Raw genomic sequence first — 24,466 nt, forward strand, 5'->3', positions numbered from 1 at the left:
TTCCATATTTGCTCATGCCCCTGCCCCTTTCCTGTTCCCACGGTTCTGCCCCATCAGCACCAGAAACAGATCGGCCAGTCGCGGCTGGCGTGTTTCGCCAAGGGCCGCCAGTTCACTGTGCGACACACCATCGAAAAGCATGATCGGCTGCCCCATGATGAGCCTTTCACTGATCGGCCCCAGATGTCGGGCAGCGTCCGAAGTCTCCGCTCTGGGTTTCAGTTCCACGAAACGCTGCGCCAGGTTTTCCATGCTGTCCTGCAACGTGATGCGACCATCCCCGATCAGGATCACATCCGTGAGGATATCCTCGATTTCCTCGACCTGATGGGTCGTCACCAGAATGGTGCGATCATGGTCGAAGTAATCGTTAAGAAGCGTGATGTAGAATTCGCGGCGATACAGCAGGTCCAGCCCCAGCGTCGGCTCATCAAGCACCAGCAGCTTGGCATCAATCGCCATGACCAGCGCCAGATGAAGCTGCGCGACCATACCCTTGGACAGATCCCGCACGCGGGAACGCTTCTGAATGTCTGTCCGGGAGAGAAAGTGCTCCGCCCGGCTCCGGTCAAACCGTGGATGAACGCCTTCGACATAGTCCAGAACCTGCCAGACCTTCATCCAGCGCGGCAGCAAAGCCACATCGGCAATAAAGCAGACATCCTGCATCATCGCTTCGCGCTCACGCCAGGGATCACGCCCCAGAACCCTGAGGGAGCCTTCATAGGGGACAAGACCCAGAATGGCATTCAGAGCCGTCGTCTTGCCTGCGCCATTCGGCCCGATCAGTCCAACAATCCGGCCTGATGGAATACTGAGGTCAATGCCCAGAACACCTTTGCCGCCACGATGCACTTTTCGCAGACCCTGTGCTTCAATACAGATCATGCGACATCTCCCTCTTTGAGAAGATCATTCAGGCTGAGACCAAGACGACGGATTGTCCGTAGCGTTTCCGGCCATTGTTCCGTCAGGAATTTCTGACGTTCGCTCTCACCAAGACGCGCCAGCGCACCCTGCGCCACGAACAGTCCAAGACCACGACGCTTCTCGACCAGCCCTTCATCAGAAAGCTGCTGATACGCCTTCATCACGGTCAAAGGATTCACCTGACATTCGGCTGCAACCTGTCGAACCGACGGGATCGCATCGCCCTCAGCGACAGCGCCGTCCAACATCATGCCGACCACCCTGTCCCGGAGCTGCTGATAGATCGGCTGGCTCTCATTCCACGCACCATCCACAACACACCTCCTCAAATCTCTCTGCCCGGGACTCCATTTCGTACGCCTCATTTCCGATTTGGTGATTTACATAACTATATCACCAAATCGGAAGCAAGGAGATTTCCGCACCGGCCTGCCCGCGACGTTTCCAACCGCAGGTCAGGTCCTTTCAGGTCTGGACAAAAATAAAGCGCCATCTCCCAAGAGATGACGCTCTAAAAAACCTCAGATCCAGCCATGCTGGCAGATCAGAACATGGCGCGATCTGGAATTGTATTTCCGTACGGTGAAATGTTCTCAATCGTCTGAGAAAATTTTTCATTATTTTTAGAATACTCGGAGAATCCACCACCAGAACATGCAGACATCACCAGAAACAATGGAATAAATGCCAGAGCAAATACTGGTTTTACTGCCTTGTTTTTTGTCATTTTCTCGTCCTCTTCTTGTTTTTTTTGGGACCATACTCCTTAAAAAAAATATTAGAATTAGATATTTTGGATCATGAAAACCTATTTATAAAAAAAATTTATAAAAGAACTTGGCGCTACAAAAGCACACGTACGTTGAAATTATTCTGTTTGTTTTCATATCTTTAGAGGAAACAAGCGCACTTTGATAAAGACCCAAAAGGCTCTCCATCTACGCATTGAGGTACGATTTCGCGGCAAATACTCGCAGGTTGAGCGGGCAACCTTCGCACGAAAGTATTTTGCATATTATTTCTAAAATATTGGTGTTTTCGGAGCGAACGCAAAAAAAAAGCCTGCCTGAAAATCAGGCAGGCTTTACGTCTCAAACGCGGATTAATCTGGCGGCAAAGAAGCCGTCCATTCCGCCCCGATCCCACCAGAGACCGGGATGTGTTCGGAAAAATCCTTCCGGCGTCCGGGCAATCGCTATGTCCGCCAGTTCTTCATCCGTGAACGGCACATGCTTCCAGCCCCCGCGTTCAAGCGCGGCTGCGATGCGATCCGGACCCTCTTCATCCTGAAGAGAGCAGACGGCATACATCAGCATGCCACCCGGCTTCAGCATGTCACGCGCTGCGTCAATGAAAGCGTCCTGACCTTCCGCCAATGCCGTGACGTCACGCGGGCGTTTGATCCACAGCACATCCGGATGACGGCGAAACGTCCCTGTTGCTGAACACGGCGCATCCAGCAGCACCGCATCAACCGGTGCTTTCGGGCGCCATTTCAACCCATCTGCAACAATCGTCTCAGCAGTTGCGCGCATCCGGGTGATGTTCTCACGCAGGCGAACTGCGCGGGACTCTTCCTTTTCGATGGCCGTGACATCTGCGCCCGCAGCAGAAAGCTGAGCCGTCTTGCCTCCTGGGGCCGCACAGAGGTCAATCACCGTCTTCCCGGCGACATCTCCCATAAGCTTCACAGGCATGGCAGCAGCCACATCCTGCGCCCAGAATTGCCCCTCTTCGAAGCCTTCCATTGTCGCAATCCGTGTCCCAGCCGGATAACGCACAGTTCCCGTTGGCAGGACATCGCCGCCTTCAGGAGCCGTTGCCCCAGGGCGCAGGCTCAGATCCAGCGGCGCCTCACGATGCAATCCCCGGGAAATGGACCGTGCGCGATGGCCCCAGGCGCTCCACAACCACGCCGGAACATCCAGTCTGGCGTCATCGAGCCCTTCCAGAAGATCGCGCCCTTCACGCGCCACACGCCGAAGCACAGCATTCGCCAGCCCAGCGAAAGGCGCCAGACCGCGACGACGCAGCAGGTCAACAATCGTGCCTACCGCGGCATGCGGCGGCGTTTCCAGATGCAACAGCTGCGCCACACCCAGAAGCAACGCACACCGAACAGGCTCGGGTGGTTCACGGCGCAGCATCGGCTGAAGAATTTCAGTCATGCTCCCCATGTACCGCAGCGTTGTTGCCGCCAGACGATGCGCAGAAGCACGATCCCGCGGGTCCATCGGCCCGGCACGGTCCAGCGTCGTTTCGAGCATACGGCGATGTTCGACAACACCGCAGACAATGTCGAAGGCAAGATCACGTGTCGGATCCGGACTGGGGCGGCGCTCCTGTCCCGGCTTCGGACGGCGTCCTCCCTGGCGGGACGCGGACGGGTTCTTCGGACGGCCGGAGCCGCGAGGGGGCGTATTCTGTGTCATTATCGGGCGTTGATCTCTCGCATGCTGCCGAAATCGCATCTTGCGGCGCCGGACGCAATGGAGTCTTCTGCCGCAATGTCCGATCAGATTGCAGAAAATCTCTCCGCCATCCGTAGTCGCATCATTCAGGCCTGCGAAACATCAGGCCGCCCTGCCACGGATGTGGGCCTCGTTGCCGTTAGCAAATTTCATCCGCAGGATGCCGTGGAAGCGGCCTTGAAGGCCGGTCAGCGCGTCTTTGGTGAAAACCGCGTTCAGGAAGCAGCCTCCAAGTTTCCAGCGCTTCGTGAGACCTGGCCAGACCTGCGCCTGCACATCATCGGTGGCCTCCAGACCAACAAGGCCGTAGATGCCTGTCGCATCGCAGATGTGATCGAGACTCTGGATCGCCCCGCCCTTTCTGATGCGCTGGAAAAGGCTGCAGAGAAGACAGGCCGCCTTCCGGAGTTGCTCATTCAGGTCAACACAGGGAACGAGCCACAGAAATCTGGCATCCCCCGCGATGAAGCCGACGCGTTCATCAAGGCCTCAATGCTGCGCTTTGGAGCGAAGGTGCGTGGGTTGATGTGTATCCCGCCAGAAGATGAAGATCCCGCTCCACATTTCCACTTCCTGACACAGCTTGCACAGCGCCACGGACTGCCCGTGGTGTCCATGGGCATGTCGGCTGATTTCGAGACAGCCATTGCCGAAGGCGCCACCCTTGTGAGGGTTGGAAGTGCCATTTTTGGTTCCCGCCCCATGACCGGATCCTAACGCGCACCTTGCATCCCTGTAAGAAATCTTGTCATGAGGGGGAATAGACCACGCTTCGACACATCCCTGTGAGGCGATGGTTTCCTGCGATGCCCGTAAATGGAACCACCGATGCCAGAACACGACGGCGATCACGCTTCCCCTCCTTACCCCGGCGCCGGGGTTCCGGTGGACAGCGGCGAAGTCCTTCAGACCATCGAACAGGCGCACAAAGACGGAAACACTTCTGAACTCGGTGACACAGAGGGCGCTGGCGGCCACAAGAAGCCCGGCGGCTTTGGCGCGCTTCTGGCTGTTCTGGGTGTTGTGTATGGCGATATCGGAACGAGCCCGCTTTACGCCCTTCAGTCTTCCGTCGGCATTGTAGGATCTGCCAAGCATCCGGCAGCAGCCTGGGAAGTCATGGGACTGGCCAGTCTAACGTTCTGGGCACTCATGCTGATCGTGACGTTCAAATACGTCATCCTCATCATGCGGGCAGACCATGACGGTGAAGGCGGCATCATTGCCCTGATGTCCCTCGCCCAGCGCGTCTGCAAATCCCAGAAATTCCGATGGCTGTTCGGTCTCGTCGGCATTGCAGGCACCTGTCTTTTCTTCGGGGACAGCATCATTACGCCTGCCGTGTCGGTGCTTTCTGCCGTTGAAGGCATCGAAATCGCCGTCCCCTCTGCCAGCCATGTCATCATCCCGATCGCGATGGTGGTTCTGGTCGCACTCTTTGCGGCGCAGGCCCTCGGAACAGGCAAGATCGGCAAGGCTTTCGGGCCAATCATGGTGCTCTGGTTCACCGTTCTGGCCATTCTCGGTGTCCGCGGTATTCTGCTTTACCCGCACATCCTGCTGGCGCTGTCTCCCACGTTTGCCCTCGAATTCATTGTCCTACACGGATACCTGTCGTTTATCGCGCTGGGATCTGTCGTGCTGTCCGTGACGGGTGCAGAAGCACTTTATGCTGACATGGGCCATTTTGGCCGGGCCCCGATCCGCAAGGCATGGCTGTTTTTCGTTCTGCCATCCCTCACCCTGAACTATTTCGGCCAGGCGGCTCTGCTGATCCATGATCCGGCAACACTGGCCAACCCGTTCTATCATCTCGGGCCACACTGGGCGCAGATCCCGCTTCTGATCCTTGCCACCTTCGCAACCGTCATTGCGTCTCAGGCCGGTATCTCGGGAAGCTTCTCGCTCTGCCGCCAGCTCATTCAGCTTGGCTACCTGCCCCGCACCCGCATTGTGCACACCAATGCCTCAGAAGAAGCACAGATTTACCTGCCGTCCCTGAACTGGATCCTCGGTTTCGGCGCACTGGTACTGGTTCTGTCTTTCCGGTCCTCCGCTGCACTGGCCGCCGCATACGGCATCGCCGTGACCGGTACGTTCCTGTGCACCTGCGTTCTGGCAATGGTCGTGTTCCGCCGCACCTTCAAGTGGAGTGCTGCTGCCGTCGGCGCCGTGTTCGGACTGTTCTTTGTCGTGGATGCGGTGTTCTTCTCCGCCAACGTCCTGAAGATCCCGGATGGCGGCTGGGTCCCACTCGCCATCGGTATTATCAGCACCATCGTCATGACCACCTGGAAGCGCGGACGTGGCCTGATTGCCGCCAAGCAGCAGGCTGACTCCATGCCCATGGCCTCGTTCCTGGCCCGCCTGCCGCAGTCCCGCACCATCCGCGTTCCGGGCCTTGCTGTCTTCCTGACGGCCAATCCGGATGTGGTCCCGAACTCGCTGCTGCATAATCTGAAGCACAACAAGGTCCTGCATGAGCATGTCATGTTCGTGACCGTGCAGAACCTTGATCAGCCGGAGGCTGAGCGTGGCCACCGCACGATCGTTCAGGAACTGGCCCCGAACATCAATCGCGTGATCGTCCGGTACGGCTTCATGGAAATGCCAAACCTGCCGCGTGCGCTCATGGAGCTGAAGGCACTTGGTGTGGCGTTTGATGCCATTCAGGCCTCGTATTTTACGTCCCACGAGCTTGTGGTTCGCTCCCGCGTTCCCAAGATGCAGCTCTGGCGGATGTGGCTGTTCCTGCTTCTCCTGCGCAATGCCGCCTCCACCACGGAATTCTTCCGTATCCCGCCTGATCGCGTGGTGGAGTTTGGCGTCCGGATTGCAATTTGACCGAACCTCTTTCTCTCTACATTCACTGGCCATTCTGTCTGGCGAAGTGCCCTTACTGCGACTTCAATTCCCACGTCCGGGATGAAATTCCGCAGAAGCGCTTTGCCGCAGCCTTGCGTCGTGAACTGGCGCATGACGCGGCCCGTCTTGGCCGCCGTCCACTCCGCTCCATTTTCTTCGGCGGCGGCACACCGTCCCTGATGGCTCCGGAAACGGTCGCAGCTCTTATCGAAGATGCGCATCAGCTTTTTGATGCCGAGCCGGATCTGGAAATTACGCTCGAAGCAAATCCGACCAGCGTCGAAGCCGGAAAATTTGCGGCTTTCCGTCAGGCAGGCGTAAACCGCGTCTCGCTCGGCGTGCAAAGCCTTCGCGACGACGCCCTGAAAATGCTCGGTCGGGAACACTCTTCAGGACAGGCTATTCGGGCACTCGAAATTGCACGCACGCTGTTTCCGCGCATTTCGTTTGATCTGATCTACGCCCGTCCCGGCCAGAGCGATGCTGATTGGCAAAATGAACTGTCCACCGCTTTGGATCTGGTGGCGGATCATCTGTCGCTTTATCAGCTCACAATTGAGCCGGGCACGAAGTTCGAAGCCCTTCACCGGCGTGGAGAGCTGACGCTCCCGGATGCCGAAGATGCTGCACGCCTCTATGACCTCACGGGCGATACAGCCGCAAAGCACGGCCTGCTGCCCTATGAAGTGTCCAACTATGCGCGACCCGGCGCGGAAAGCCGCCACAACCTGACCTACTGGCGCTACGCCGATTATATCGGCATCGGCCCCGGCGCGCATGGTCGCCTGACTTTGGATGGAGAGCTTTACGCAACCCGTCGTCACCGCGCCCCTGAACCTTGGGCGGACCGTGTTGAAAAAACGGGTTCTGGCAGTACGGACGAAACCCTTCTGTCTGTGGAAGAACGTGGCCGGGAAGCGCTTCTGATGGGGCTGCGGTTGTCTGAAGGCATCAATGAAGCCAGATTTGCCGAACGCACGGGTAGACCGATGGAAGATTGCGTCGATCCGTTCATGCTTGAGGCTTGCTTGGAAGAAAACTACCTCACCCGTGACGGCGGAATTCTAAAGGCAACGGGCGAAGGAAGACTTCGTCTTGAAGCATTACTGGCAAGATTGGTCACATGAAGGCATGATCGGGCGTTAATTAACAGGACGAGACCATGCGCCGATCCATTCTCTCTGCCCTCCTTGCTGCCTGCGCTCTGACCGGCATTGCGTCCGCTGCCCCTGTGGCTCCGGGATATTATATTCAGGATAACGACTATCTCGGCCCAGGCGGCTCAGACATCCAGTCCGTCATCCCGCTGCTCAACCGCGAAAACGTCAATCTTCTGGCTCTAACCGTGACGATCGGAGACGACTGGGAGAATGCTGAATCCGCACATCTCCGTCGCTTCCTGGAAATCGCAAAGCAGACCCAGGTTCCCGTAGCGGATGGCGCTACCATGCCACTCGTCAACACCGTGGCGGCAACGAAGCTTCGTGAAAAGCAGTACGGCACCATTCCCTGGAAGGGCGCATGGGGTGGGCTGGGCTCCATTGACCACACTCCAGAGACACAGCCCGCACTCGGCAAGATGGCCGAAGGCACACCACACATGGCCGTCGATCCGCTCCCCGCGGCGATGGTGCTGATCAAGGCCGTCCATGATCACCCGCACCAGGTCACGATCATCGCGGCGGGTCCTTTGACCAACCTTGCTCTTGCCATCCGTCTGGACCCCACCTTTGCCGCTACGGCCAAGCAGCTTGTATTCATGGGTGGCCTGCTGGACTCCAGCATGATGTCCATCACAGGCAATGCGGACTTTGCCTCAGACTTCAACATGATCGGCGATCCGGAAGCAGCCCACATCACACTGACCGCGCCGTGGGCTGCCATCACATGCGTCGGCAATGTCTCCAATGACGTCATGATGACGCATGAGCTGATGAACCGCATCGCAGAGAAGAAAACGCCGGTCACTGAGTATCTTCAGAAGTTCTACGGCCCGCTTCCGCTGTGGGATGAACTGACTTCTGCAATTGCTGTAGAGCCAGATCTGGTTACGAAGTCTGTCGATGCCTATATGGACATCAATACGGCACCCGGCATGGATTACGGACATGCGCATGTCTGGCCGGACGCGACTGCACCCAAGGGCATGGGCCTTCGCAAGGTGAAAATCGTCCAGTCCGTGGATACGAAGCGCTTTATCAACGAGTTCGTCGCCCAGGCTCAGAATGCCATGGGAACGCACTGACACCAGACTTTCCGGAAGGGCACCCGACATGCTGAACATCATCAAGCTGGCCGTCGGTTGCCCGACCATCGAAGTGCTGCGTGAGCGCATGCAGCACCCTCGTGTAAACGGTCATGGCGCCGTCCCCACGCGAACAATGCCCAAGCGTGCAGCCGAAGTGCTGAACGGCGGCTCTCTTTATCGCGTGATGGACGGCATGATTCTGTGCCGTCAGCCCATCATAGGGCTTGAAGCCTGCCGTCGCCCGGATGGGACGGAAGGAACGCTGATTGTGGTGTCAGACGACATCATTCCCGTTCAACCCCGCACTATGCGCCCCTTTCAGGGATGGCGATATCTGGATCCGAAAGATGCGCCTCCTGATCTCGGCCAGTCGGCGGGCAGTGATGGGGTTGCTGATCTTCCGCCTCAACTCCGTAGAGAGCTGGCAGAACTCGCTTTAATCTGAAAACGCTCCCTCAAAAGGGCCGATATGGAACAATACAGTCATTCAAGCGTTCAGCCTGAACGCCGAGACTGCATTGCAGGCTCTCTCCTGCCCTGAAGGAGATTTTCCTTGCCTCCGTTCCATTCAATTTCCCGCAAAAGACTGCGTCACGCATCCCTGTTCCTGGCCGGAAGTCTGTGCCTGGGTGCTGCTCCTGCGCTTCAGGCCGCTGATGCACCTGCGACCGCCAGTGCACCGTCAAAGGCGCAACTCCTGCCGGGCAAAATTGTCTATGCCCAACTCACAACGCCAGACCTCAAAAGCGCCAAGGCTTTTTACGGGTCGCTTCTGGGTTGGACCTTTCAGGACGTTCCCGTCTCAAAAGGGCAATATGCACAGGCGTTGGTTAACGGAGCGCCAGTCGCAGGCCTGGTCGAGCTTCCACGCATGGCACATCATGGGGACCCGCTTTGGCTCCCGTTCATTTCCGTGTCAGACGTAAAAGCGGCCGCAGAAGCAACGAAACTCTGGGGCGGCCATATTCTCTTCAAACCTCAAATGGTTGAAGGACGGGGTCACGAGACTGTCCTGGCAGATCCGCAGGGTGGCCTGTTCGTCGCACTGCATTCCAGCGCAGGTGACGAGCCGGATGTTGAGACACCACCCGCTCAGGGAACATGGATCTGGAGCGCCCTCCTGACGAACAATCCCTACGCAGCGGCCGGATTTTACCAGAAGCTGTTTGGATACACGGTCGAAGCAGTTCAGGACGCCAAGCGTGGCACGGCTTATTTGCTGGAATCCCAGTCCTTCGCGCGTGCTACAATCAATCCGCTCCCCGCTCGCCTCCCTGAAGGTGCACACGCCCGCTGGATGAACTTCGTGCAGGTGGACAGTGTGGATGCTGCGGCCCAGAAAGCCGTGACGCTTGGCGGGACAATTCTCGTACAGCCCCATCCAGACCGGCAGAACACCACCATTGCCATTGTCGCCGACCCTGCAGGCGCGGCCTTCGGGCTGATGGAGTGGCATGACCCCAACGCATCGGGGGACGCAAAATGATCAGACGTTTATCTCGCACACTGGCCCTCATGGGCGCCTTTTCCCTCGTCCCGCTCCTGTCAGGCTGCGTCGGTTATGACGGCTACGACGGATATTATGGCGGGGGTGGCTACGGCGGCAGCTACTACAACACTGGCTGGGGTGGCGGTGGCTGGGGCGGCTGGGGACCGGGCTACGCTGTCGGACCGGCCGGAGGCGGCCGCTGGAGAGGTGGATACCGCGGTGGCGGCCGACCTGGGGGTGGCCCACCCCCAGGCAGACCCGGAGGAGGCGGTCGTCCAGGCGGAGGCTTCTCTGGTGGTGGCCGCCCCGGCGGCGGAGGCTTCCATGGCGGAGGCCCTGGCGGCGGAGGAGGCCCTGGAGGGGGCGGACATGGTGGCGGCGGTCACGGTGGCCCCGGTGGTGGTGGACGCCACTGACACCCTGCTCAGGGGCCGGAGAGAACCGGTCCCTGAGCTTCTTCACCAACAGGTCGATCAGAACGCTTCAGCGCCGCAATGCTCGACATGATTTCACCACTCTCAAGCTGCCCCGCAATTTCCGCGAGGGGCTCTCGTGCTTCAAGAGCTTGGGCTTTTTCCTTCCAGAACTGGCCGGTCTGAGGATCAGGCGCACACAGCCCGGCAGCCATATCAAACCGAAGCAGCGTGACTTCTCCGCTCAGGCTTCTGAGCGCACGTAACAAGGCATGCATGCGCTCCGCCCCCGGTCCCACACCAGAAAGCCCACCAAGAAGCGGAAGCGAGCCACGGGCAAACTCCGCCCGTGTGGTGTCAATCCCTGCCTGACGCTGCGTCCGATCTGTAGAAACCGTATCATTGCCATTCAGTACGGCGGACAGATAGCGAATATTCCCCACAATCGCGGCGCGCAACAGACCGTCCATGTCCTGCGTCTGCCGCTGGGGAAAAAGTGCAAAAGCGCAGCCAAGGCCAATCAGGCTACCAAGCGTATTATCCAGAATACGGAGCCATGCGACACCATCAGACGGCATCGTCATTTCGGTGACGATAATGAAATGTGCGCTCAGGAACAGAACCAGAAGCGTATAGTTGACCGCGCGCATGGCAATCGCGCCAATCACGAACAACGCAAGCGCAACCATCATTTCGGACGGCCCCGGCAGGAACGGCGTTGCCAAAAGTGCCAGAACACCCCCGCCGATTGTTCCCAGAACGCGCTCCAGAGCCCGCACCAGAGTTGTCTGGCCGGAGGGCTGGATAACAAGCAGTACGGCCACGAGAGCCCAGAAGCCATAGCTCAGACCAAGCCACTGCGTTGCCAGATAGGTCCCCAGAAGACCAACGACCATCCGGAGGGCATGACGCCAGATCACAGGCGTCAGCCGGGCAACGTGCTTGGGCGCATCCGCGTCAAAAGGGAGCCGGGCTTTCTCAGCCAGACCATCCGCGAGCGTGCCCAGCGTCCGTGCACTGGTCGCCACCAACTCTCCGATCGTGCCAGACCGCACACGAATACGATCAGCTAAACCGAGAGCCTCTCCGGACAGACGCTTCAGATCGGGATTCGGCGACAGAGCAGCCTCACTGGCATGCTGACAAAGCGCCGAAAATGCTGCGAGCGTTCCGCGTGCTTCAAAGTCCAGTCCGCGCGTTTCAACAAGATGCTCAACAGCGAGCATCGCCGTGAAAAGACGCTCTGCGCCAGCAAGAGAGGCAATCAGGCGCCCACGCATACTGTAACTGGCGTGGCCTGCATCAATCTGAAGGGCAACACCCCTCGCCCGCTCAATGGCCGTGCGGATCGTCTGGCGATGAACCGTCTCCTGAAGACGACCTGCGGCCAATTCTCCAGCCATCACGGCCAGAAGCTGATAGCAGCCCCCAACAGCCCGCCTTGCAGGTGCATAGGGATGCTGCGGCCACAGGATCAGGCACAGCACGATCGCCCACGTTCCACCACCACCGAAGGCGAGCGCAATCGTCAGGGCGTCGTTGAATGAATGCGCAGGAAACCCGATCCCGGCGAGCATGACGCAACCCAGCAACGCGCAGAGGAGTGCCATGCTGGGGACTAAGGCACGCGCCAGCCCCGCGAACAGGCCCGTCACGATCAGCCAGGGAATGACCCCCCAATACGGGAATGTCGCGATCAGGGACGTCACACCACCCAGTACCGCACCCGCAACCGTAAAGATGCCGAGGATGCGCAACTGCTCACGCGGTGTGCCACCGGGTTCAATCAGACAGCACCAAAATGCTGCAAAAGCAGCCCAGGCAAAAACAGCCTGATGAAAATAAAGAGCAGGAAGAAGGGCAACAACCGTTGCAAGGGCCGCCCGGACACCCTCAGCAGGAGCAAGTTGCTCCGGGCTGAGGGGAACGGAATGACGGGCCAGAAACTGTGACAGGAAAGTCAGATGACGGGTGCGGTTCAATGAAGCCTGTCGCGCCAGTGGATCACGCACCGTCATGTTATCGTCCTGTCAGAATACGCTCCACGAGCTGACCAACTGTAGGAACAAATCCATTCGCATAGAAAGGATCAGTTCCGAAGCGCCAGGCATTCGTGCCACCAAACATCAGGTTGTGGTCAACCACATCATCCGCATGCTCGTCATTCGGAGCATGCGCAATCGTCTGAAGCGTCTTCTGAATGCAGAAAGACCGCGGGTCAGCTTTTTGACCGTTGGTGTAGGGCTCACGCTGCATCCAGTTGGAGAACTTGCACGCCGACAGGCAGCCCATGCAGTTCGTCTGGTCAGCCAGGATTTCACGGGCACTGTCAGGGGTGACAAAAACCAGCGTGTCATCAGGCGTGCGCAGCGCCTCGGTGAAGCCCGCGGCCTCCCAACCTGCGATATGCTGACGGTCGGTTGAGGACACAAACACTTCGCGCTTGCGTGCACCGACGCCGTAAGATGCATCCAGCTCTGCCGTGGCTTCCGGGCTGTACGCAACCTGACGCTCCGAGCGGCCTCGCAGGTCATGCATGAAGCTGTTGTTGACAGCAGAGGAATAGAAGCCGGTCGGAGAGAAGCGGTTCAGATAAACATCCCCCTTCTTCAGCGTCAGAAGACGGCGCTTCCAGGCCTCCGGAATCGGGCTTTCCTTCGTGAGCAGAGGGCGCGTTCCAAACTGGAAGGCAATCGGCCCCAGATCCGGATTACCGATCCAGTCCTGCCAGTCTTCCAAAGCCCAGACGCCACCGGCCATGATGATAGGCGTCTCATCCAGACCATACTGACGCATGACCCGACGAAGCTCCAGCACGCGCGGGAACGGATCTTCCGGGTGTAATGGGTTTTCCGTGTTGGAGAGACCATTATGGCCGCCCGCGCGCCACGGATCCTCATACACCACGCCACCCAGCAGTTCCGGAGCCTTGCTGTACGCACGGCGCCAGAGCGCATTGAATGCACGCCCTGAAGACACGATCGGGTAATAGGGAATGCCGTACTTGATCGCGATGTCAGACAGGCGATACGGCATGCCTGCACCACAGGTCAGGCCATTGATAACGCCCGGAGCGCCCTCAAGGATACCCTCGATGATTTCTTCGGCGCCGCCCATTTCCCAAAGGATATTGGCATGGAGGCGTCCTTTGCCACCTGAGATCTCACGGGCAATCTTCGCTTGGGCAATACCGCCATCGATGGCGTAGCGGATCAGTTCGCGCTGCCGTTCACGGCGGGTCCGTCCGTGGTAAATCTGGGGAACAGGACGCCCCTGCTCGTCGTAGCTGTCAGCGTTGACGGCGGAAATTGTTCCAATTCCGCCGGCAGCGGCCCAATGACCTGCCGAAGTACCGGTGGAGACAGAAACACCTTTGCCCCCCTCGACGAGAGGCAGAACATCCTGACCACCAAAACGAAGGGTGTCGATCAACTTCATGGGGACTCGATGTCTCCGATACTCACACAAAAAAGGCGGGGCCTTGCGAGCCCCGCCCGAGGACTCACTCGGCGTCGCGACGGGGCGGACGGCCGGCCTTGGCCCCCACACTCTCCGTGATATCGGCACCAGTTTCCTGATCGACAACCCGCATGGACAGCTTCACCTTGCCGCGGTCATCAAAACCGATGACCTTGACCTTCACGGCATCGCCCTGCTGGACGACGTCGGACGTCTTGGCAACGCGACCCTGCGTCAGCTCGGAGATGTGCACCAGACCATCACGCGGCCCAAGGAAGTTCACGAACGCACCGAAGTCGGCCGTCTTCACAACCTTACCATCGTAGATGCGACCGATTTCCGGCTCAGCCACGATGCCTTCAATGCGGGCGATAGCCTTCTGGGCCTGCTCGTCATTGGAAGCAGCGATCGTGATCGTGCCGTCATCCCCGATGTCCACCTTGGCACCGGAATACTCGACGATCTCACGAATGACCTTGCCACCGGAACCGATCACATCGCGGATCTTTTCCTTCGGCACGGACATCGTCGTGATCTTCGGCGCATTGCCGGAGACATCCGTACGGCCTTCCGTCAGAGCCTTGGCCATTTCGCCGAGGATGTGGATACGACCGCCACGAGCCTGCTCCAGGGCAATCTGCATGATTTCCGGCGTGATGGACGTGATCTTGATGTCCATCTGAAGGGCCGTGATGCCCTGATCCGTACCGGCAACCTTGAAGTCCATGTCACCCAGATGATCTTCATCACCCAGAATGTCGGACAGAACTGCAAAGCCACGATCTTCCTTGATCAGGCCCATTGCGATGCCAGCAACCGGACGCGGCAGGGGAACACCGGCATCCATCAGCGCCAGGGACGTACCGCAGACGGTTGCCATGGATGAGGAGCCGTTGCTCTCCGTGATCTCGGAGACGACACGCATCGTGTACGGGAACTGCTCCTTGGACGGCAGCAGCGGATGCAGCGCGCGCCATGCCAGCTTGCCGTGACCAATCTCACGACGGCCCGGAGAACCCATACGACCACACTCGCCCACCGAATACGGAGGGAAGTTGTAGTGCAGCAGGAAGTTCGAGCGGTACTCGCCTTCGAGCGCATCAATGATCTGCTCGTCCTGGCCAGTGCCAAGCGTTGCAACGACCAGAGCCTGCGTTTCACCACGGGTGAACAGGGCAGAACCATGGGCGCGCGGCAGGATGCCGACTTCTGCAAGGATCGGGCGAACCGTCTTCAGGTCACGGCCGTCAATGCGGATACCGCTCTTGAGAATGGTTCCGCGAACAACTTGAGCTTCCAGCTCCTTGAGCATCGGCTTGGCCAGCTCAACGTCGAGACCTTCTTCAGCAAGAATCTCGTTGATGCGGTCTTTGGCTTCAGCAACCTTCTTGTAGCGTGCCTGCTTGACGCGCTCCTTGTAGGCATCGGCCATCAGCTTGTTGCCGACCTTTTCGACGCGCTTGCGAAGAGCAATCTCTTCCTTCGTCAGCGTCGGCAGATCCCACGGAGCCTTGGCTGCGTGTTCGGCCAGAGCGATGATGGCTTCAATCACAGGCTGGAAGGACGTGTGACCCAGGGTCACGGCTTCCAGCATGGTCTCTTCCGAAAGCTCGCTGGCTTCGGACTCAACCATCAGCACGCCTTCAGACGTACCAGCCACAACGAGATCCAGCGTGCTGTCCTTAACTTCGGACAGCGTCGGGTTCACGACGAGCTTGCCATCGATGCGACCAATGCGAGCAGCAGCAACCGGACCGAAGAACGGAATACCAGATAGCGTCAGGGCAGCAGAGCAACCGATCAGGGAAACGATCGCCGGATCGTTTTCCATGTCATGGCTCAGAACCGTAGCTGTAACCTGAACTTCATTGCGGAAGTTGTCCGGGAACAGTGGACGGAGCGGACGATCGATCAGACGTGCATTCAGCACTTCTGCTTCAGACGGACGACCTTCGCGCTTGAAGAACCCACCTGGGATCTTGCCTGCGGCGTAAGCCTTTTCCTGATAATTGACTGTCAGCGGGAAGAAGTCCTGTCCCGGCTTGACGCTCTTGGCACCAACAGCCGTACACAGAACGACCGTGTCACCATAGGTGATCATGACAGCACCGTCAGCCTGACGGGCAATTTTGCCGGTCTCAAGAATAAGCGGGCGTCCGGCCCACTCGATTTCCTTACGGAAATAATCGAACATATCGTTCTCCTAGATTAGGAACGAGCCATCATCTGGACATCCGGCAGGTGACGGAGCAGCGTTTCGGACGGCATGGCGGTGGTGGCGGGAAGCCCCCGGCACGACACCATGTGGCCTGAAACGCCGGTCGCGCACCCCACCCCCGGAAAGACCGATGGCAGGGGTGTCCGGGGGCAAGCCCCCGGACGACGTATCAGCGACGCAGGCCGAGACGCTCGATCACGCTCTGGTAACGAGCCTGATCCTTGCGCTTCAGATAGTCCAGCATGCTACGACGCTGACCGACCATCATCAGAAGACCACGACGGGAGTGGAAGTCCTTCTTGTGGGTCTTCAGGTGCTCGGTCAGGTTAACAATGCGCTCGGTCAGGATCGCAACCTGAACTTCCGGCGAGCCCGTGTCGGTCTCGTTCTGGCGGTATTCAGCGATCAGAGCCGTGCGGCGTTCTGCAGTAATCGACATCGTGTTCTCCAAAAAACTCGTGGTTTTCCAGCATCCGTGCTGCCCTGAGCCGTCCATCGCGGATCTGACACAGGCCAATCACGTGCTCTCCGATCATCGCACGCCACAGATGGTCTCCCTCCTGTGACACGGCCGGCAGAGAATATGTGAGATCCGAGGGGTCAAGAGACTGGCCCCAGATCAATATTCTTCCCTCCGCTTCGGTAACGGCCAGCGCCGGGATGTCGACCAGCGCGGTCGCTACATCCAGCAGAGGAGCCGGAAGAGCATCGGCGTTGTCCACAGTTTGAGTCGATTTGTCCAGTGCTATCTCGTCAATCGTCATGGCATGGGACAGATCAAACGGCCCGCATTTCGTTCGACGCAGGACGGAAATATGCCCCACAGTTCCGCAGGCAAGAGCGATGTCTCGCGCCAGAGACCGCATATAAACGCCCTTGCCGGACTGTACTTCAAAAACCGCAGTATCTGGATCCGGACGCTCTACCAGCGTTATCGAATCTATCCGGGCCGGGCGTGGCGGAAGCTCCGGCGGACGGCCAGCACGCGCAAGATCGTAAGCCCGTTTTCCACCAACTCTCAATGCAGAGAACACGGGGGGAATCTGCATCACATCGCCCGTCAAAGCGGGCAGACAGGCGCGTAGATCATCATCTGTTGGACGATGAACCGACGTCGCAAGAACTTCTCCCTCGCGATCATCGGTTGTGCGGCTTTCCCCCAAAGAAAGGGTAAAGCGGTAACGCTTTGTCGCATCCATAATATAGGGGATCGTTCGCGTGGCCTTGCCAAATGCGATCGGCAGGACGCCCGAGGCCAAGGGGTCGAGCGTGCCGCCATGGCCCGCTTTTTTCGCGTCAAATTCCCAACGCAGTTTATTGACCATGTCCGTAGACGTTGGGCCAAGCGGCTTGTCGAGAATCAGCCATCCGTCAATCTCGCGTCCGCGTTTTCTTGCCACTGGTCCAGCATCCCTCACTCATGATCGGGCGCTGATAGACCAGTCTGACCTGTAAATGCAAAAACACCCCTGACCCGGAGGCCAGAGGTGTTGTGCAAAATCAGTCTTCCAGATCTCGGCTAACTTCCGGGGAACGAAAGAGCTGATCCAGTTCCATCGCATTATCCAGCGCCGTATCTGGCTGGAAATGAATTTCCGGCACACTTCGCAGTCGAAGCACCTTGGCCAACCCGGAGCGAAGGAAGGGAGAAACCCGCTTTAAAGCGGGAAGAACTTCTTCCACATCGCTTCGGCCCAGTCGGGTCACGAACACTGTCGCGTGACCAAAGTCCGGGGAAACCCGCACTTCCGTAACCGTGATGCGAACATCCAGCAGGTCAGGATCACGAAACTCCGTGCGAGCGAAGATGTCCGCCAGAGTCCGGCGAACCTCTTCTGCCACCCGAAGCTGGCGAGTGCTCGGCCCTTGGGCAACAACGCCGGCCGGGCCTTTCAGATCATTTCTGGAACGTGAGCTCAAGCCGGGATCACTTCCATCTCGTAGCACTCGACGACATCGCCTTCGCGCAGATCATTGTAACCTGCGAAGGAAAGACCGCACTCATACCCACGAGCCACTTCCTTGACGTCGTCCTTGAAGCGCTTGAGCTGGCTGAGTTCACCCTGATGGATGACCACATTCTCACGCAGCAGACGCACGCCACAGCCACGCTTGACGAGGCCTTCGGTGACGTAGCAACCAGCGACCTTGCCAGTCTTCGTGATGTTGAAGACCTGACGGATCTCCGCATAGCCGAGGAACTTCTCGCGATGCTTGGGCGCAACCTTACCCTTCACGAGCTGCTCTACGTCGTCCGCCACCTGGTAGATGATGGAGTAGTAGCGGATATCCACACCTTCACGCTGCGCCAGTTCACGAGCCTGCGTTGTCGCACGAACGTTGAACGCCACGATGATGGCATCAGAAGCCTTGGCGAACTGAATATCGCTTTCCGTGATCTGACCGACGCTGGCGTTCAGGACGCGAATTGCAACTTCTTCATGAGCCAGCTTCTGGACGGTCGTGGAGATTGCTTCCGCAGAACCCTGAACGTCCGCCTTGATAAGAAGGGCAACTTCTTTCTGATCACCGGCCTGAATACGAGCCAGCATCTGGTCGAGTGTGCCACGGGCAGCAACCTGCGTCGCAGCCTGCTTTTCCTTGATGGTACGCTGACGGAATTCGCTGATCTCACGAGCGCGGACGTCGTTTTCAACAACAACGAACGGCTCACCTGCACCCGGAACGCCTGCGATGCCGAGAATCTCGACAGGCATGGATGGGCCAGCGTCCTTGAGCTGACGGCCACGATCATCGAGAACCGCACGAACACGTCCCCACTCTGCACCAGCGACAACGATATCGCCGCGACGCAGTGTGCCCTTCTGAACCAGAACGGAAGCCACTGGGCCACGTCCGCGATCAAGACGGCTTTCGATCACCGTACCTTCGGCCATACGATCTGGGTTAGCTCTCAGATCAAGCATTTCAGCCTGAAGCAGAATAGCTTCTTCCAGCTTGTCCAGACCCGTACGCTTCAGTGCCGAAACTTCGACATCCTGCGTATCACCGCCCATATCTTCGACCACGATTTCATGGCTCAGAAGTTCCTGACGGACACGGGTTGGGTTGGCGCCGGGCTTGTCCATCTTGTTGATGGCGACAATGATCGGTGCGTTCGAAGCCTTGGCATGCTTAATGGCTTCGATCGTCTGCGGCATGACACCGTCATCAGCCGCAACCACCAGAACGACCACGTCCGTCACGGATGCACCACGAGCACGCATGGACGTAAACGCCTCATGGCCCGGTGTATCGATGAAGGTGATCTTCTTCCCGGAAGGTGCCGTGACCTGATACGCACCGATGTGCTGCGTGATACCGCCGGCTTCGGCGCCAGCCACATCAGCAGAGCGGAGTGCATCCAGAAGAGACGTCTTGCCGTGATCGACATGACCCATAACGGTCACGACCGGAGCACGCGGTGCAAGATCTTCTGGACGATCTTCAACACCCTTGATGCCGATTTCCACATCGCTTTCAGCAACGCGCTTCACACGATGGCCGAACTCTTCGACGATCAGCTCAGCAGTATCGCCGTCGATGCTCTGGGTTGCCGTCGCCATGACGCCCATTTTCATGAGCGACTTGATGACATCACCCTGGCGGGACGCCATACGGTTGGCCAGCTCGGCTACCGTGATGGTTTCCGGAACAATTACGTCACGCACAACGCGCACCTGATCAGAACGAAGACGTTCAAGCTCAGCCTGGCGACGCTCACGATCGCGCTGACGGCGAACTGAAGCCAGCGAACGGGTTTTGCCGTCATCGCCTTCAATCGCTGCACGCACGTCGATGCGACCGCTACGACGGTCATTGCCGCCCGGGCTCTTACGTGGGGAAGGTTGCGTGGAACGACGCTGGGCCGGACCGCTGGGAGCACCACCGCCACTGCGACGGGCAGGAGCACGACGCTCTTCTTCGCCACCAGCAGCTGCGGCCGGAGAACGCAGATGAAGCGTCTCACCACCACGTGGCTGTGCCGGCGCAGCAGGCGCAGGACGCGCAGTCTGAACCGGACGCTCCGGCATGATTGCACGCTCTGCGAGAGGACGCAGGCGCTGCACAGGGGCTGCAAGCTGCACGCCACCCGTTGAATGTGTGCGCGGATCAAGCGGAGCAGCACGCTGGGCTTCTTCAGCTTCGCGTTCAGCCTGACGCACAGCGCGCTGGGCTTCTTCTTCTGCGAAGATGCGTGCGTCTTCCGCTGTTTTGATCGCCTGGCGATCACGCTCGATGCGCGCCGCTTCTTCAGCTTCTCTTGCTTCTGCAGCAAGACGCTGTTCTTCCTCAGCACGACGGGCTGCTTCTGCAGCCGACATGATCTGGATCTTTTCGGCTTCGCGGCGTTCAGCCTCTTCAACCGCAGCTTTACGCTGTGCTTCCAGAACGCGCTGACGCGTTGCAAGCTCCGCAGCCGTCAGGGCGCGACCGCCAGCACCAGCACCACGACCACCACGTGCGCCGCCAGCAGCCGAGCCACCCGGACCGGACGCTGCGCGCTTGGGCTTGCGAACTTCAACCTGTACGACCTTTGAACGGCCGTGGCTGAAGCTTTGACGCACGGAGCCAGCGTCGACTGTACGACCGACCTCCTGACGTCCTGCTGGGCGTAGGGACAGGCGGCCAGTCTTGTTCTGTTCGCCGCCCTGTGATGGGGTCTGTGTTCCGTCCTGGTTGCGCTCGTTGCCGTCGCTCATAGTTCCGCCTGTTCCTTACTGACCCCTTTGGGGTCTGGGAGTGGACGTCCTGCCACTCCCGAAAATCTCTCATGTTCGGCGATCAGGCGCTGTGCCAGCGCACCCGGCGCCATCACCCCATAGACCGCCCGGTCCCGGCCGAACGCCGAAGCCAGGACGCGATCGGGAACTGTCACCGCCGGCAGAGATCGCCGGCCCGACACCAGTCTGGAGAACTCGTCCAGGCTTGCACCTTCGGAACGGATCACCACCCCTGCCCTACCGGAAATGAGCCACTCCCGGCATTTCTGAAACCCGCAGACAACCTGCCCCGCTCTTCGGGCCAGACTGACAGCGTCCAACATCCTCTGCCCCAGTGCTGCCTCGACGAGATCCGCCAGACAGTCCGGTACAGACACCTGGGCCTTTGCAGCACGTGCAAAAGCCTGTCGGGTGCGGGGGCTATCTAACACATCCCGGCTGGCACTCAACCACATTCCCCGACCAGGCAGCTTTGCAGCCAGATCTGGTACAACCCGATTATCCGGGCTGACCACGAAACGGATCATGCTTTCAGGCGGCCTCTGCTCTCGGGTCACGAGGCAGCGGCGCTCTGAACCGCGGCGCCCTAAAGCACCGCGAATGGGACCATTATCAGTATCAGAAATATCAGACGTCGGTCGACTCCCCGTCCTTCTTTTCGGCTTCAGCCGATTCGTCACCTTCAAACCAGTGGGCACGGGCTGCCATGATGACTTCGTTCGCGGCATCTTCATCCATGGCGTCTGCGCCAAGAATGTCCACGAGTTCATCACCTGCCAGATCCGCCAGATCGTCGAGCGTTTTCACACCCTTCTCACCAAGCGTCACCAGCATCTGGTTCGTGAAGACTCCGAGATCGACAACATCGTCCGTCACGCCAAGCTCTTTGCGCTTGTCGTCCAGCTCGTGTTCCTTGCCAGCCAGATACTCGTTTGCACGCAGCATCAGCTCTTCGGCAACACTCTCATCGAAGCCTTCGATGTCATGCAGTTCGCCCGGCTCCGTATAAGCCAGTTCTTCGATGGAGTGGAAGCCCTCTGTAACCAGAAGGCTGGCAATCACATCGTCCACATCCAGCGAGTCAACGAAGAGGCCAGTCCGCTTACGGAACTCTTCCTGACGACGCTCCGATTCCTCGGCCTCCGTCAGAATATCGATGTCCCAACGGGTCAGCTGGCTGGCCAGACGTACGTTCTGTCCGCGGCGACCGATCGCGAGCGAAAGCTGCTCATCCGGCACCACGACTTCAACACGCCCTGCTTCTTCATCCATCACCACCTTGGTGACTTCAGCAGGGGCCAGCGCATTCACAACGAATGTTGCAGCCTGCGGGCTCCAGGGAATGATGTCGATCTTCTCGCCCTGCAACTCAGCCACAACGGCCTGAACGCGCGAGCCGCGCATACCAACGCACGCACCGACCGGATCAATTGCAGCATCACGGGAAATGACGGCCATCTTGGCGCGGGACCCTGGATCACGGGCAACAGCCTTGATCTCGATGATGCCGTCATAAATTTCTGGCACTTCCTGGGCGAACAGCTTGGCGAGAAATGCCGGATGCGTCCGTGACAGGAAGATCTGCGGGCCGCGCGGCTCGTCACGTACATCATAGATATACGCGCGAATGCGGTCCGAATTTCGGAAAGACTCGCGGGGGATCAGTTCATCACGACGCAGAAGGCCTTCGGCATTGCCGATTTCAACCATCATGTTGCCGTACTCGGTCCGCTTGACGGTACCGTTGACGATCTCGCCTACGCGATCCTTGAATTCATTGAACTGGCGCTTGCGTTCATATTCACGCACGCGCTGCACAATAACCTGCTTGGCCGTCTGCGCTGCAATACGACCAAAGTCGATCGGCGGCAGTGGATCAACGAGATGTTCGCCAATCTGAATTTCCGGCTGGAACTTACGAGCAATGTGAATGGGGATCTGCGTGTCCTCATTCTCCACCTGCTCGACAGCTTCCGTCCAGCGGCTGAGACGAACTTCGCCCGTCTTGCGGTCGATGGTCGCGCGAATGTCCTTCTCGTGACCATACTTGGCGCGGCCAGCCTTCTGAATGGCCTGCTCCATCGCTTCCAGCACTTCTTCGCGGTCGATGTTCTTCTCGCGCGAGACTGCGTCTGCGACCAGCAGCAGTTCAGGGCGGATAACAGATGTGTCCATCAGATCGGACCTCCAGCCAGCATGAGACGGGTCATTGTTTCTTCTTCCCCGGCTTCTTCGGATTCAGTTTCGGAACGCGAGGCGTCTCGCCGTCACTCTCCGCTTCAGGTGTGATACCCGAAAGGGCAGCACTTGCCTCAATCAGGGCATCCGTCAGGATCAGACGGGCCTTGCGAACTTCCGCCAATGGCAGCTCCGCTTCAGTCCCGTCGTCCAGACGAATCACGCCCTTGCCATCCCGCGTGCCCATCACCGTTCCAGAGAAACGACGACGGCCATTGAGCGGAACATCAAGCTCAGCCTTGGCCAGATGTCCGGCGAATCGTTCCCAGTCCTTTGCACGGGTCAAAGGGCGGTCGATTCCAGCTGATGATACTTCGAGCATCCATGCGCCTGGAATCGGGTCATCCACGTCAAGGATGGCACCGACGGCGTGACTGATCTGCTCGCAGTCCTCCACGGAGATCAGGGAGCCGTTTGCACGGTCCGCCATGATCTGAATGGTCGGGGTGTCGCGCCCGAGAACGGAAAGACGGACGAGCTCGTAGCCCAGGTCCGCCAGCGTCGGCACGATCCGCTCCGCAATGCGGGCTTCAAGGCCCGTCAGATGAGGCAGTTCGAGACCGGAAGATGTGTTCTGTTGAGACAAGACAAAAAAGGCGGCCCGTCAGGGCCACCCCCCGAAAAGAAGCGGAAGATGAATGGAATGACCTCTATCTAGGCCCTCCATCCTCGCAATGCAAGTAGAACGACAGGGATACAGCCCCATAAGCATATCGAAAGATTTGTTTACATTTATCAGTGCGGAGAATGCTTGCCTTGAACGGATAGTCAGGGTGAGATGAGGCCCTGATGACAGCCGAACCCGAGCCTAAACCGCATCTCCTTCCGCAGCAGGATGCTCCCCGGAGCCGACCTCTCTGGGCGGGAGGTAGTCTTCTGGCCGTGGTCACCATTGGGGCCGGGGCATTTTTCTACACTCATGCCACAACGCCCAAGGCGGCAGTGCCCGCTCCTCCGCCAGACAATGCTGCCGTTGGCACGGCACCGGCGCTTCAGGCGGCTGTTCAGCTTTCCATGCTCTCCGCACAGAATGCCCCTAAAGCGCTTGCTGCCACCAGCTTCAATGCCCAACAGCGAAGCCAGATTTTAGCGGCTGTGCAGCGTGGCGATATGCGCCTTGTGGAAATGCCGGTTCTGGATGCGGCAGGCGTGACAGGACAGACTGTTGATGTCACAGTATCCGGATTGACCCAGCGCGTTGTTTTGACAGGAAAATTCCAGCGGCTCATTCTGCCGATTGCCGAAGCCGCACAGGTTACGATTGTTCCTGTCACAATGCCGCACGCACCCGCTCTTACCATTGGTGCCATGACCGCCCTCGGCCCCGAAGCCCTGCCAAGCCTGACTGCGCTGAGTCAGCGTATCGTGCTTGGCGTGATTGTTCAGTAAAGGCCACCCCGGTGTTCAAGTC

The 24,466-nt window shown here is 58.7% G+C and carries 22 protein-coding genes and 1 pseudogene; 8 read left to right on the plus strand and 15 right to left on the minus strand.

Annotated features, from left to right (window positions below):
* Positions 1-12: 12 nt before the first annotated feature.
* From M2305_RS03915 to M2305_RS03930, 4 genes are all read right to left on the minus strand, one after another.
* Entirely contained in the window at positions 13-888 is an 876-nt protein-coding gene (locus tag M2305_RS03915) for an ABC transporter ATP-binding protein (protein ID WP_211516036.1), read from the minus strand.
* Positions 885-1,244 (minus strand): GntR family transcriptional regulator, encoded by a 360-nt coding sequence (locus M2305_RS03920; RefSeq protein ID WP_083956250.1) that lies wholly within the window; start codon positions 1,242-1,244, stop codon positions 885-887. The genes M2305_RS03915 and M2305_RS03920 overlap by 4 nt, the downstream gene beginning before the upstream one ends.
* A 230-nt stretch (positions 1,245-1,474) precedes the next feature.
* The gene (locus M2305_RS03925) at positions 1,475-1,657 is read right to left on the minus strand and encodes a hypothetical protein (RefSeq protein ID WP_264648621.1); all 183 of its coding nucleotides are present in this window, start codon (positions 1,655-1,657) and stop codon (positions 1,475-1,477) included.
* Between the two features lie 364 nt (positions 1,658-2,021).
* Entirely contained in the window at positions 2,022-3,362 is a 1,341-nt protein-coding gene (locus tag M2305_RS03930; RefSeq protein WP_264648622.1) for an RsmB/NOP family class I SAM-dependent RNA methyltransferase, read from the minus strand.
* A 21-nt stretch (positions 3,363-3,383) separates the two neighbouring features.
* Between M2305_RS03930 and M2305_RS03935 the strand changes: the two genes are divergently transcribed.
* The 7 genes from M2305_RS03935 (at position 3,384) to M2305_RS03965 (ending at position 10,419) form a co-directional block, all read left to right on the plus strand.
* A complete protein-coding gene (locus tag M2305_RS03935; RefSeq protein ID WP_099210766.1) occupies positions 3,384-4,118 on the plus strand; it encodes a YggS family pyridoxal phosphate-dependent enzyme in 735 nt (244 codons plus the stop codon).
* Between the two features lie 99 nt (positions 4,119-4,217).
* Entirely contained in the window at positions 4,218-6,245 is a 2,028-nt protein-coding gene (locus tag M2305_RS03940; RefSeq protein ID WP_064273768.1) for a potassium transporter Kup, read from the plus strand.
* Positions 6,242-7,393 carry a radical SAM family heme chaperone HemW gene (gene hemW, locus M2305_RS03945; protein ID WP_264648623.1) on the plus strand — a complete coding sequence of 384 codons (1,152 nt, stop codon included), beginning with the start codon at positions 6,242-6,244 and terminating at the stop codon, positions 7,391-7,393. The genes M2305_RS03940 and hemW overlap by 4 nt, the downstream gene beginning before the upstream one ends.
* Positions 7,394-7,428: 35 nt before the next feature.
* A complete protein-coding gene (locus M2305_RS03950) occupies positions 7,429-8,511 on the plus strand; it encodes a nucleoside hydrolase (protein WP_099210770.1) in 1,083 nt (360 codons plus the stop codon).
* 28 nt (positions 8,512-8,539) lie between these two features.
* On the plus strand, positions 8,540-8,959 hold the full coding sequence (locus tag M2305_RS03955; protein ID WP_264648624.1) for a DUF1489 family protein: 420 nt from the start codon (positions 8,540-8,542) through the stop codon (positions 8,957-8,959).
* Between the two features lie 108 nt (positions 8,960-9,067).
* On the plus strand, positions 9,068-10,000 hold the full coding sequence (locus M2305_RS03960) for a VOC family protein (protein WP_264648625.1): 933 nt from the start codon (positions 9,068-9,070) through the stop codon (positions 9,998-10,000).
* The gene (locus M2305_RS03965; protein ID WP_211511842.1) at positions 9,997-10,419 is read left to right on the plus strand and encodes a hypothetical protein; all 423 of its coding nucleotides are present in this window, start codon (positions 9,997-9,999) and stop codon (positions 10,417-10,419) included. The genes M2305_RS03960 and M2305_RS03965 overlap by 4 nt, the downstream gene beginning before the upstream one ends.
* Before the next feature lie 8 nt (positions 10,420-10,427).
* Here M2305_RS03965 and M2305_RS03970 read toward each other — a convergent pair whose 3' ends face one another.
* From M2305_RS03970 to rimP, 11 genes and pseudogenes are all read right to left on the minus strand, one after another.
* The gene (locus M2305_RS03970; protein ID WP_264648626.1) at positions 10,428-12,434 is read right to left on the minus strand and encodes an FUSC family protein; all 2,007 of its coding nucleotides are present in this window, start codon (positions 12,432-12,434) and stop codon (positions 10,428-10,430) included.
* Between the two features lies 1 nt (position 12,435).
* Entirely contained in the window at positions 12,436-13,854 is a 1,419-nt protein-coding gene (locus M2305_RS03975) for an NAD(P)H-dependent flavin oxidoreductase (RefSeq protein WP_086634013.1), read from the minus strand.
* Positions 13,855-13,918: 64 nt separating this feature from the next.
* Positions 13,919-16,069 carry a polyribonucleotide nucleotidyltransferase gene (gene pnp, locus M2305_RS03980; RefSeq protein WP_264648627.1) on the minus strand — a complete coding sequence of 717 codons (2,151 nt, stop codon included), beginning with the start codon at positions 16,067-16,069 and terminating at the stop codon, positions 13,919-13,921.
* 193 nt (positions 16,070-16,262) lie between these two features.
* Entirely contained in the window at positions 16,263-16,532 is a 270-nt protein-coding gene (gene rpsO / locus M2305_RS03985; RefSeq protein WP_007283842.1) for a 30S ribosomal protein S15, read from the minus strand.
* Positions 16,492-17,493: a tRNA pseudouridine(55) synthase TruB gene (truB, locus tag M2305_RS03990; RefSeq protein WP_211495922.1), complete on the minus strand. Its 1,002-nt coding sequence runs from the start codon at positions 17,491-17,493 to the stop codon at positions 16,492-16,494. The genes rpsO and truB overlap by 41 nt, the downstream gene beginning before the upstream one ends.
* Before the next feature lie 100 nt (positions 17,494-17,593).
* Entirely contained in the window at positions 17,594-18,013 is a 420-nt protein-coding gene (gene rbfA, locus M2305_RS03995; protein WP_046900027.1) for a 30S ribosome-binding factor RbfA, read from the minus strand.
* A complete protein-coding gene (gene infB / locus M2305_RS04000; protein ID WP_369826521.1) occupies positions 18,010-19,887 on the minus strand; it encodes a translation initiation factor IF-2 in 1,878 nt (625 codons plus the stop codon). Before infB ends, rbfA begins: the two co-directional genes overlap by 4 nt.
* Positions 19,888-19,979: 92 nt before the next feature.
* Positions 19,980-20,796, minus strand: a pseudogene (locus tag M2305_RS16350) (translation initiation factor IF-2 associated domain-containing protein); the annotation flags it as partial.
* Entirely contained in the window at positions 20,793-21,515 is a 723-nt protein-coding gene (locus M2305_RS04005; RefSeq protein WP_408871458.1) for an RNA-binding protein, read from the minus strand. The gene M2305_RS04005 and the pseudogene M2305_RS16350, both read right to left, overlap by 4 nt.
* The gene (gene nusA, locus M2305_RS04010; protein WP_046900030.1) at positions 21,445-22,992 is read right to left on the minus strand and encodes a transcription termination factor NusA; all 1,548 of its coding nucleotides are present in this window, start codon (positions 22,990-22,992) and stop codon (positions 21,445-21,447) included. Before nusA ends, M2305_RS04005 begins: the two co-directional genes overlap by 71 nt.
* Positions 22,993-23,023: 31 nt before the next feature.
* The gene (rimP, locus tag M2305_RS04015) at positions 23,024-23,641 is read right to left on the minus strand and encodes a ribosome maturation factor RimP (protein ID WP_046900031.1); all 618 of its coding nucleotides are present in this window, start codon (positions 23,639-23,641) and stop codon (positions 23,024-23,026) included.
* Between the two features lie 203 nt (positions 23,642-23,844).
* Here rimP and M2305_RS04020 point away from each other — a divergent pair, with 203 nt between their 5' ends.
* A complete protein-coding gene (locus tag M2305_RS04020) occupies positions 23,845-24,444 on the plus strand; it encodes a hypothetical protein (protein WP_264648628.1) in 600 nt (199 codons plus the stop codon).
* Positions 24,445-24,466: the final 22 nt, after the last annotated feature.

Source organism: Gluconobacter cerinus (assembly GCF_025961355.1).
GTDB classification, from domain to species: domain Bacteria; phylum Pseudomonadota; class Alphaproteobacteria; order Acetobacterales; family Acetobacteraceae; genus Gluconobacter; species Gluconobacter cerinus.

Bases quoted from the DNA above. Each gene is read 5' to 3' on its own strand.
- M2305_RS03925 (WP_264648621.1), bottom strand. From the start codon at position 1,657: ATGACAAAAAACAAGGCAGTAAAACCAGTATTTGCTCTGGCATTTATT.
- M2305_RS03955 (WP_264648624.1), top strand. From the start codon at position 8,540: ATGCTGAACATCATCAAGCTGGCCGTCGGTTGCCCGACCATCGAAGTG.
- M2305_RS03930 (WP_264648622.1), bottom strand. From the start codon at position 3,362: ATGACACAGAATACGCCCCCTCGCGGCTCCGGCCGTCCGAAGAACCCG.
- M2305_RS03935 (WP_099210766.1), top strand. From the start codon at position 3,384: ATGCTGCCGAAATCGCATCTTGCGGCGCCGGACGCAATGGAGTCTTCT.
- M2305_RS03950 (WP_099210770.1), top strand. From the start codon at position 7,429: ATGCGCCGATCCATTCTCTCTGCCCTCCTTGCTGCCTGCGCTCTGACC.
- M2305_RS03970 (WP_264648626.1), bottom strand. From the start codon at position 12,434: ATGACGGTGCGTGATCCACTGGCGCGACAGGCTTCATTGAACCGCACC.
- pnp (WP_264648627.1), bottom strand. From the start codon at position 16,069: ATGTTCGATTATTTCCGTAAGGAAATCGAGTGGGCCGGACGCCCGCTT.
- M2305_RS03975 (WP_086634013.1), bottom strand. From the start codon at position 13,854: ATGAAGTTGATCGACACCCTTCGTTTTGGTGGTCAGGATGTTCTGCCT.
- rpsO (WP_007283842.1), bottom strand. From the start codon at position 16,532: ATGTCGATTACTGCAGAACGCCGCACGGCTCTGATCGCTGAATACCGC.
- M2305_RS04020 (WP_264648628.1), top strand. From the start codon at position 23,845: ATGACAGCCGAACCCGAGCCTAAACCGCATCTCCTTCCGCAGCAGGAT.
- M2305_RS03940 (WP_064273768.1), top strand. From the start codon at position 4,218: ATGGAACCACCGATGCCAGAACACGACGGCGATCACGCTTCCCCTCCT.
- M2305_RS03915 (WP_211516036.1), bottom strand. From the start codon at position 888: ATGATCTGTATTGAAGCACAGGGTCTGCGAAAAGTGCATCGTGGCGGC.
- nusA (WP_046900030.1), bottom strand. From the start codon at position 22,992: ATGGACACATCTGTTATCCGCCCTGAACTGCTGCTGGTCGCAGACGCA.
- M2305_RS03965 (WP_211511842.1), top strand. From the start codon at position 9,997: ATGATCAGACGTTTATCTCGCACACTGGCCCTCATGGGCGCCTTTTCC.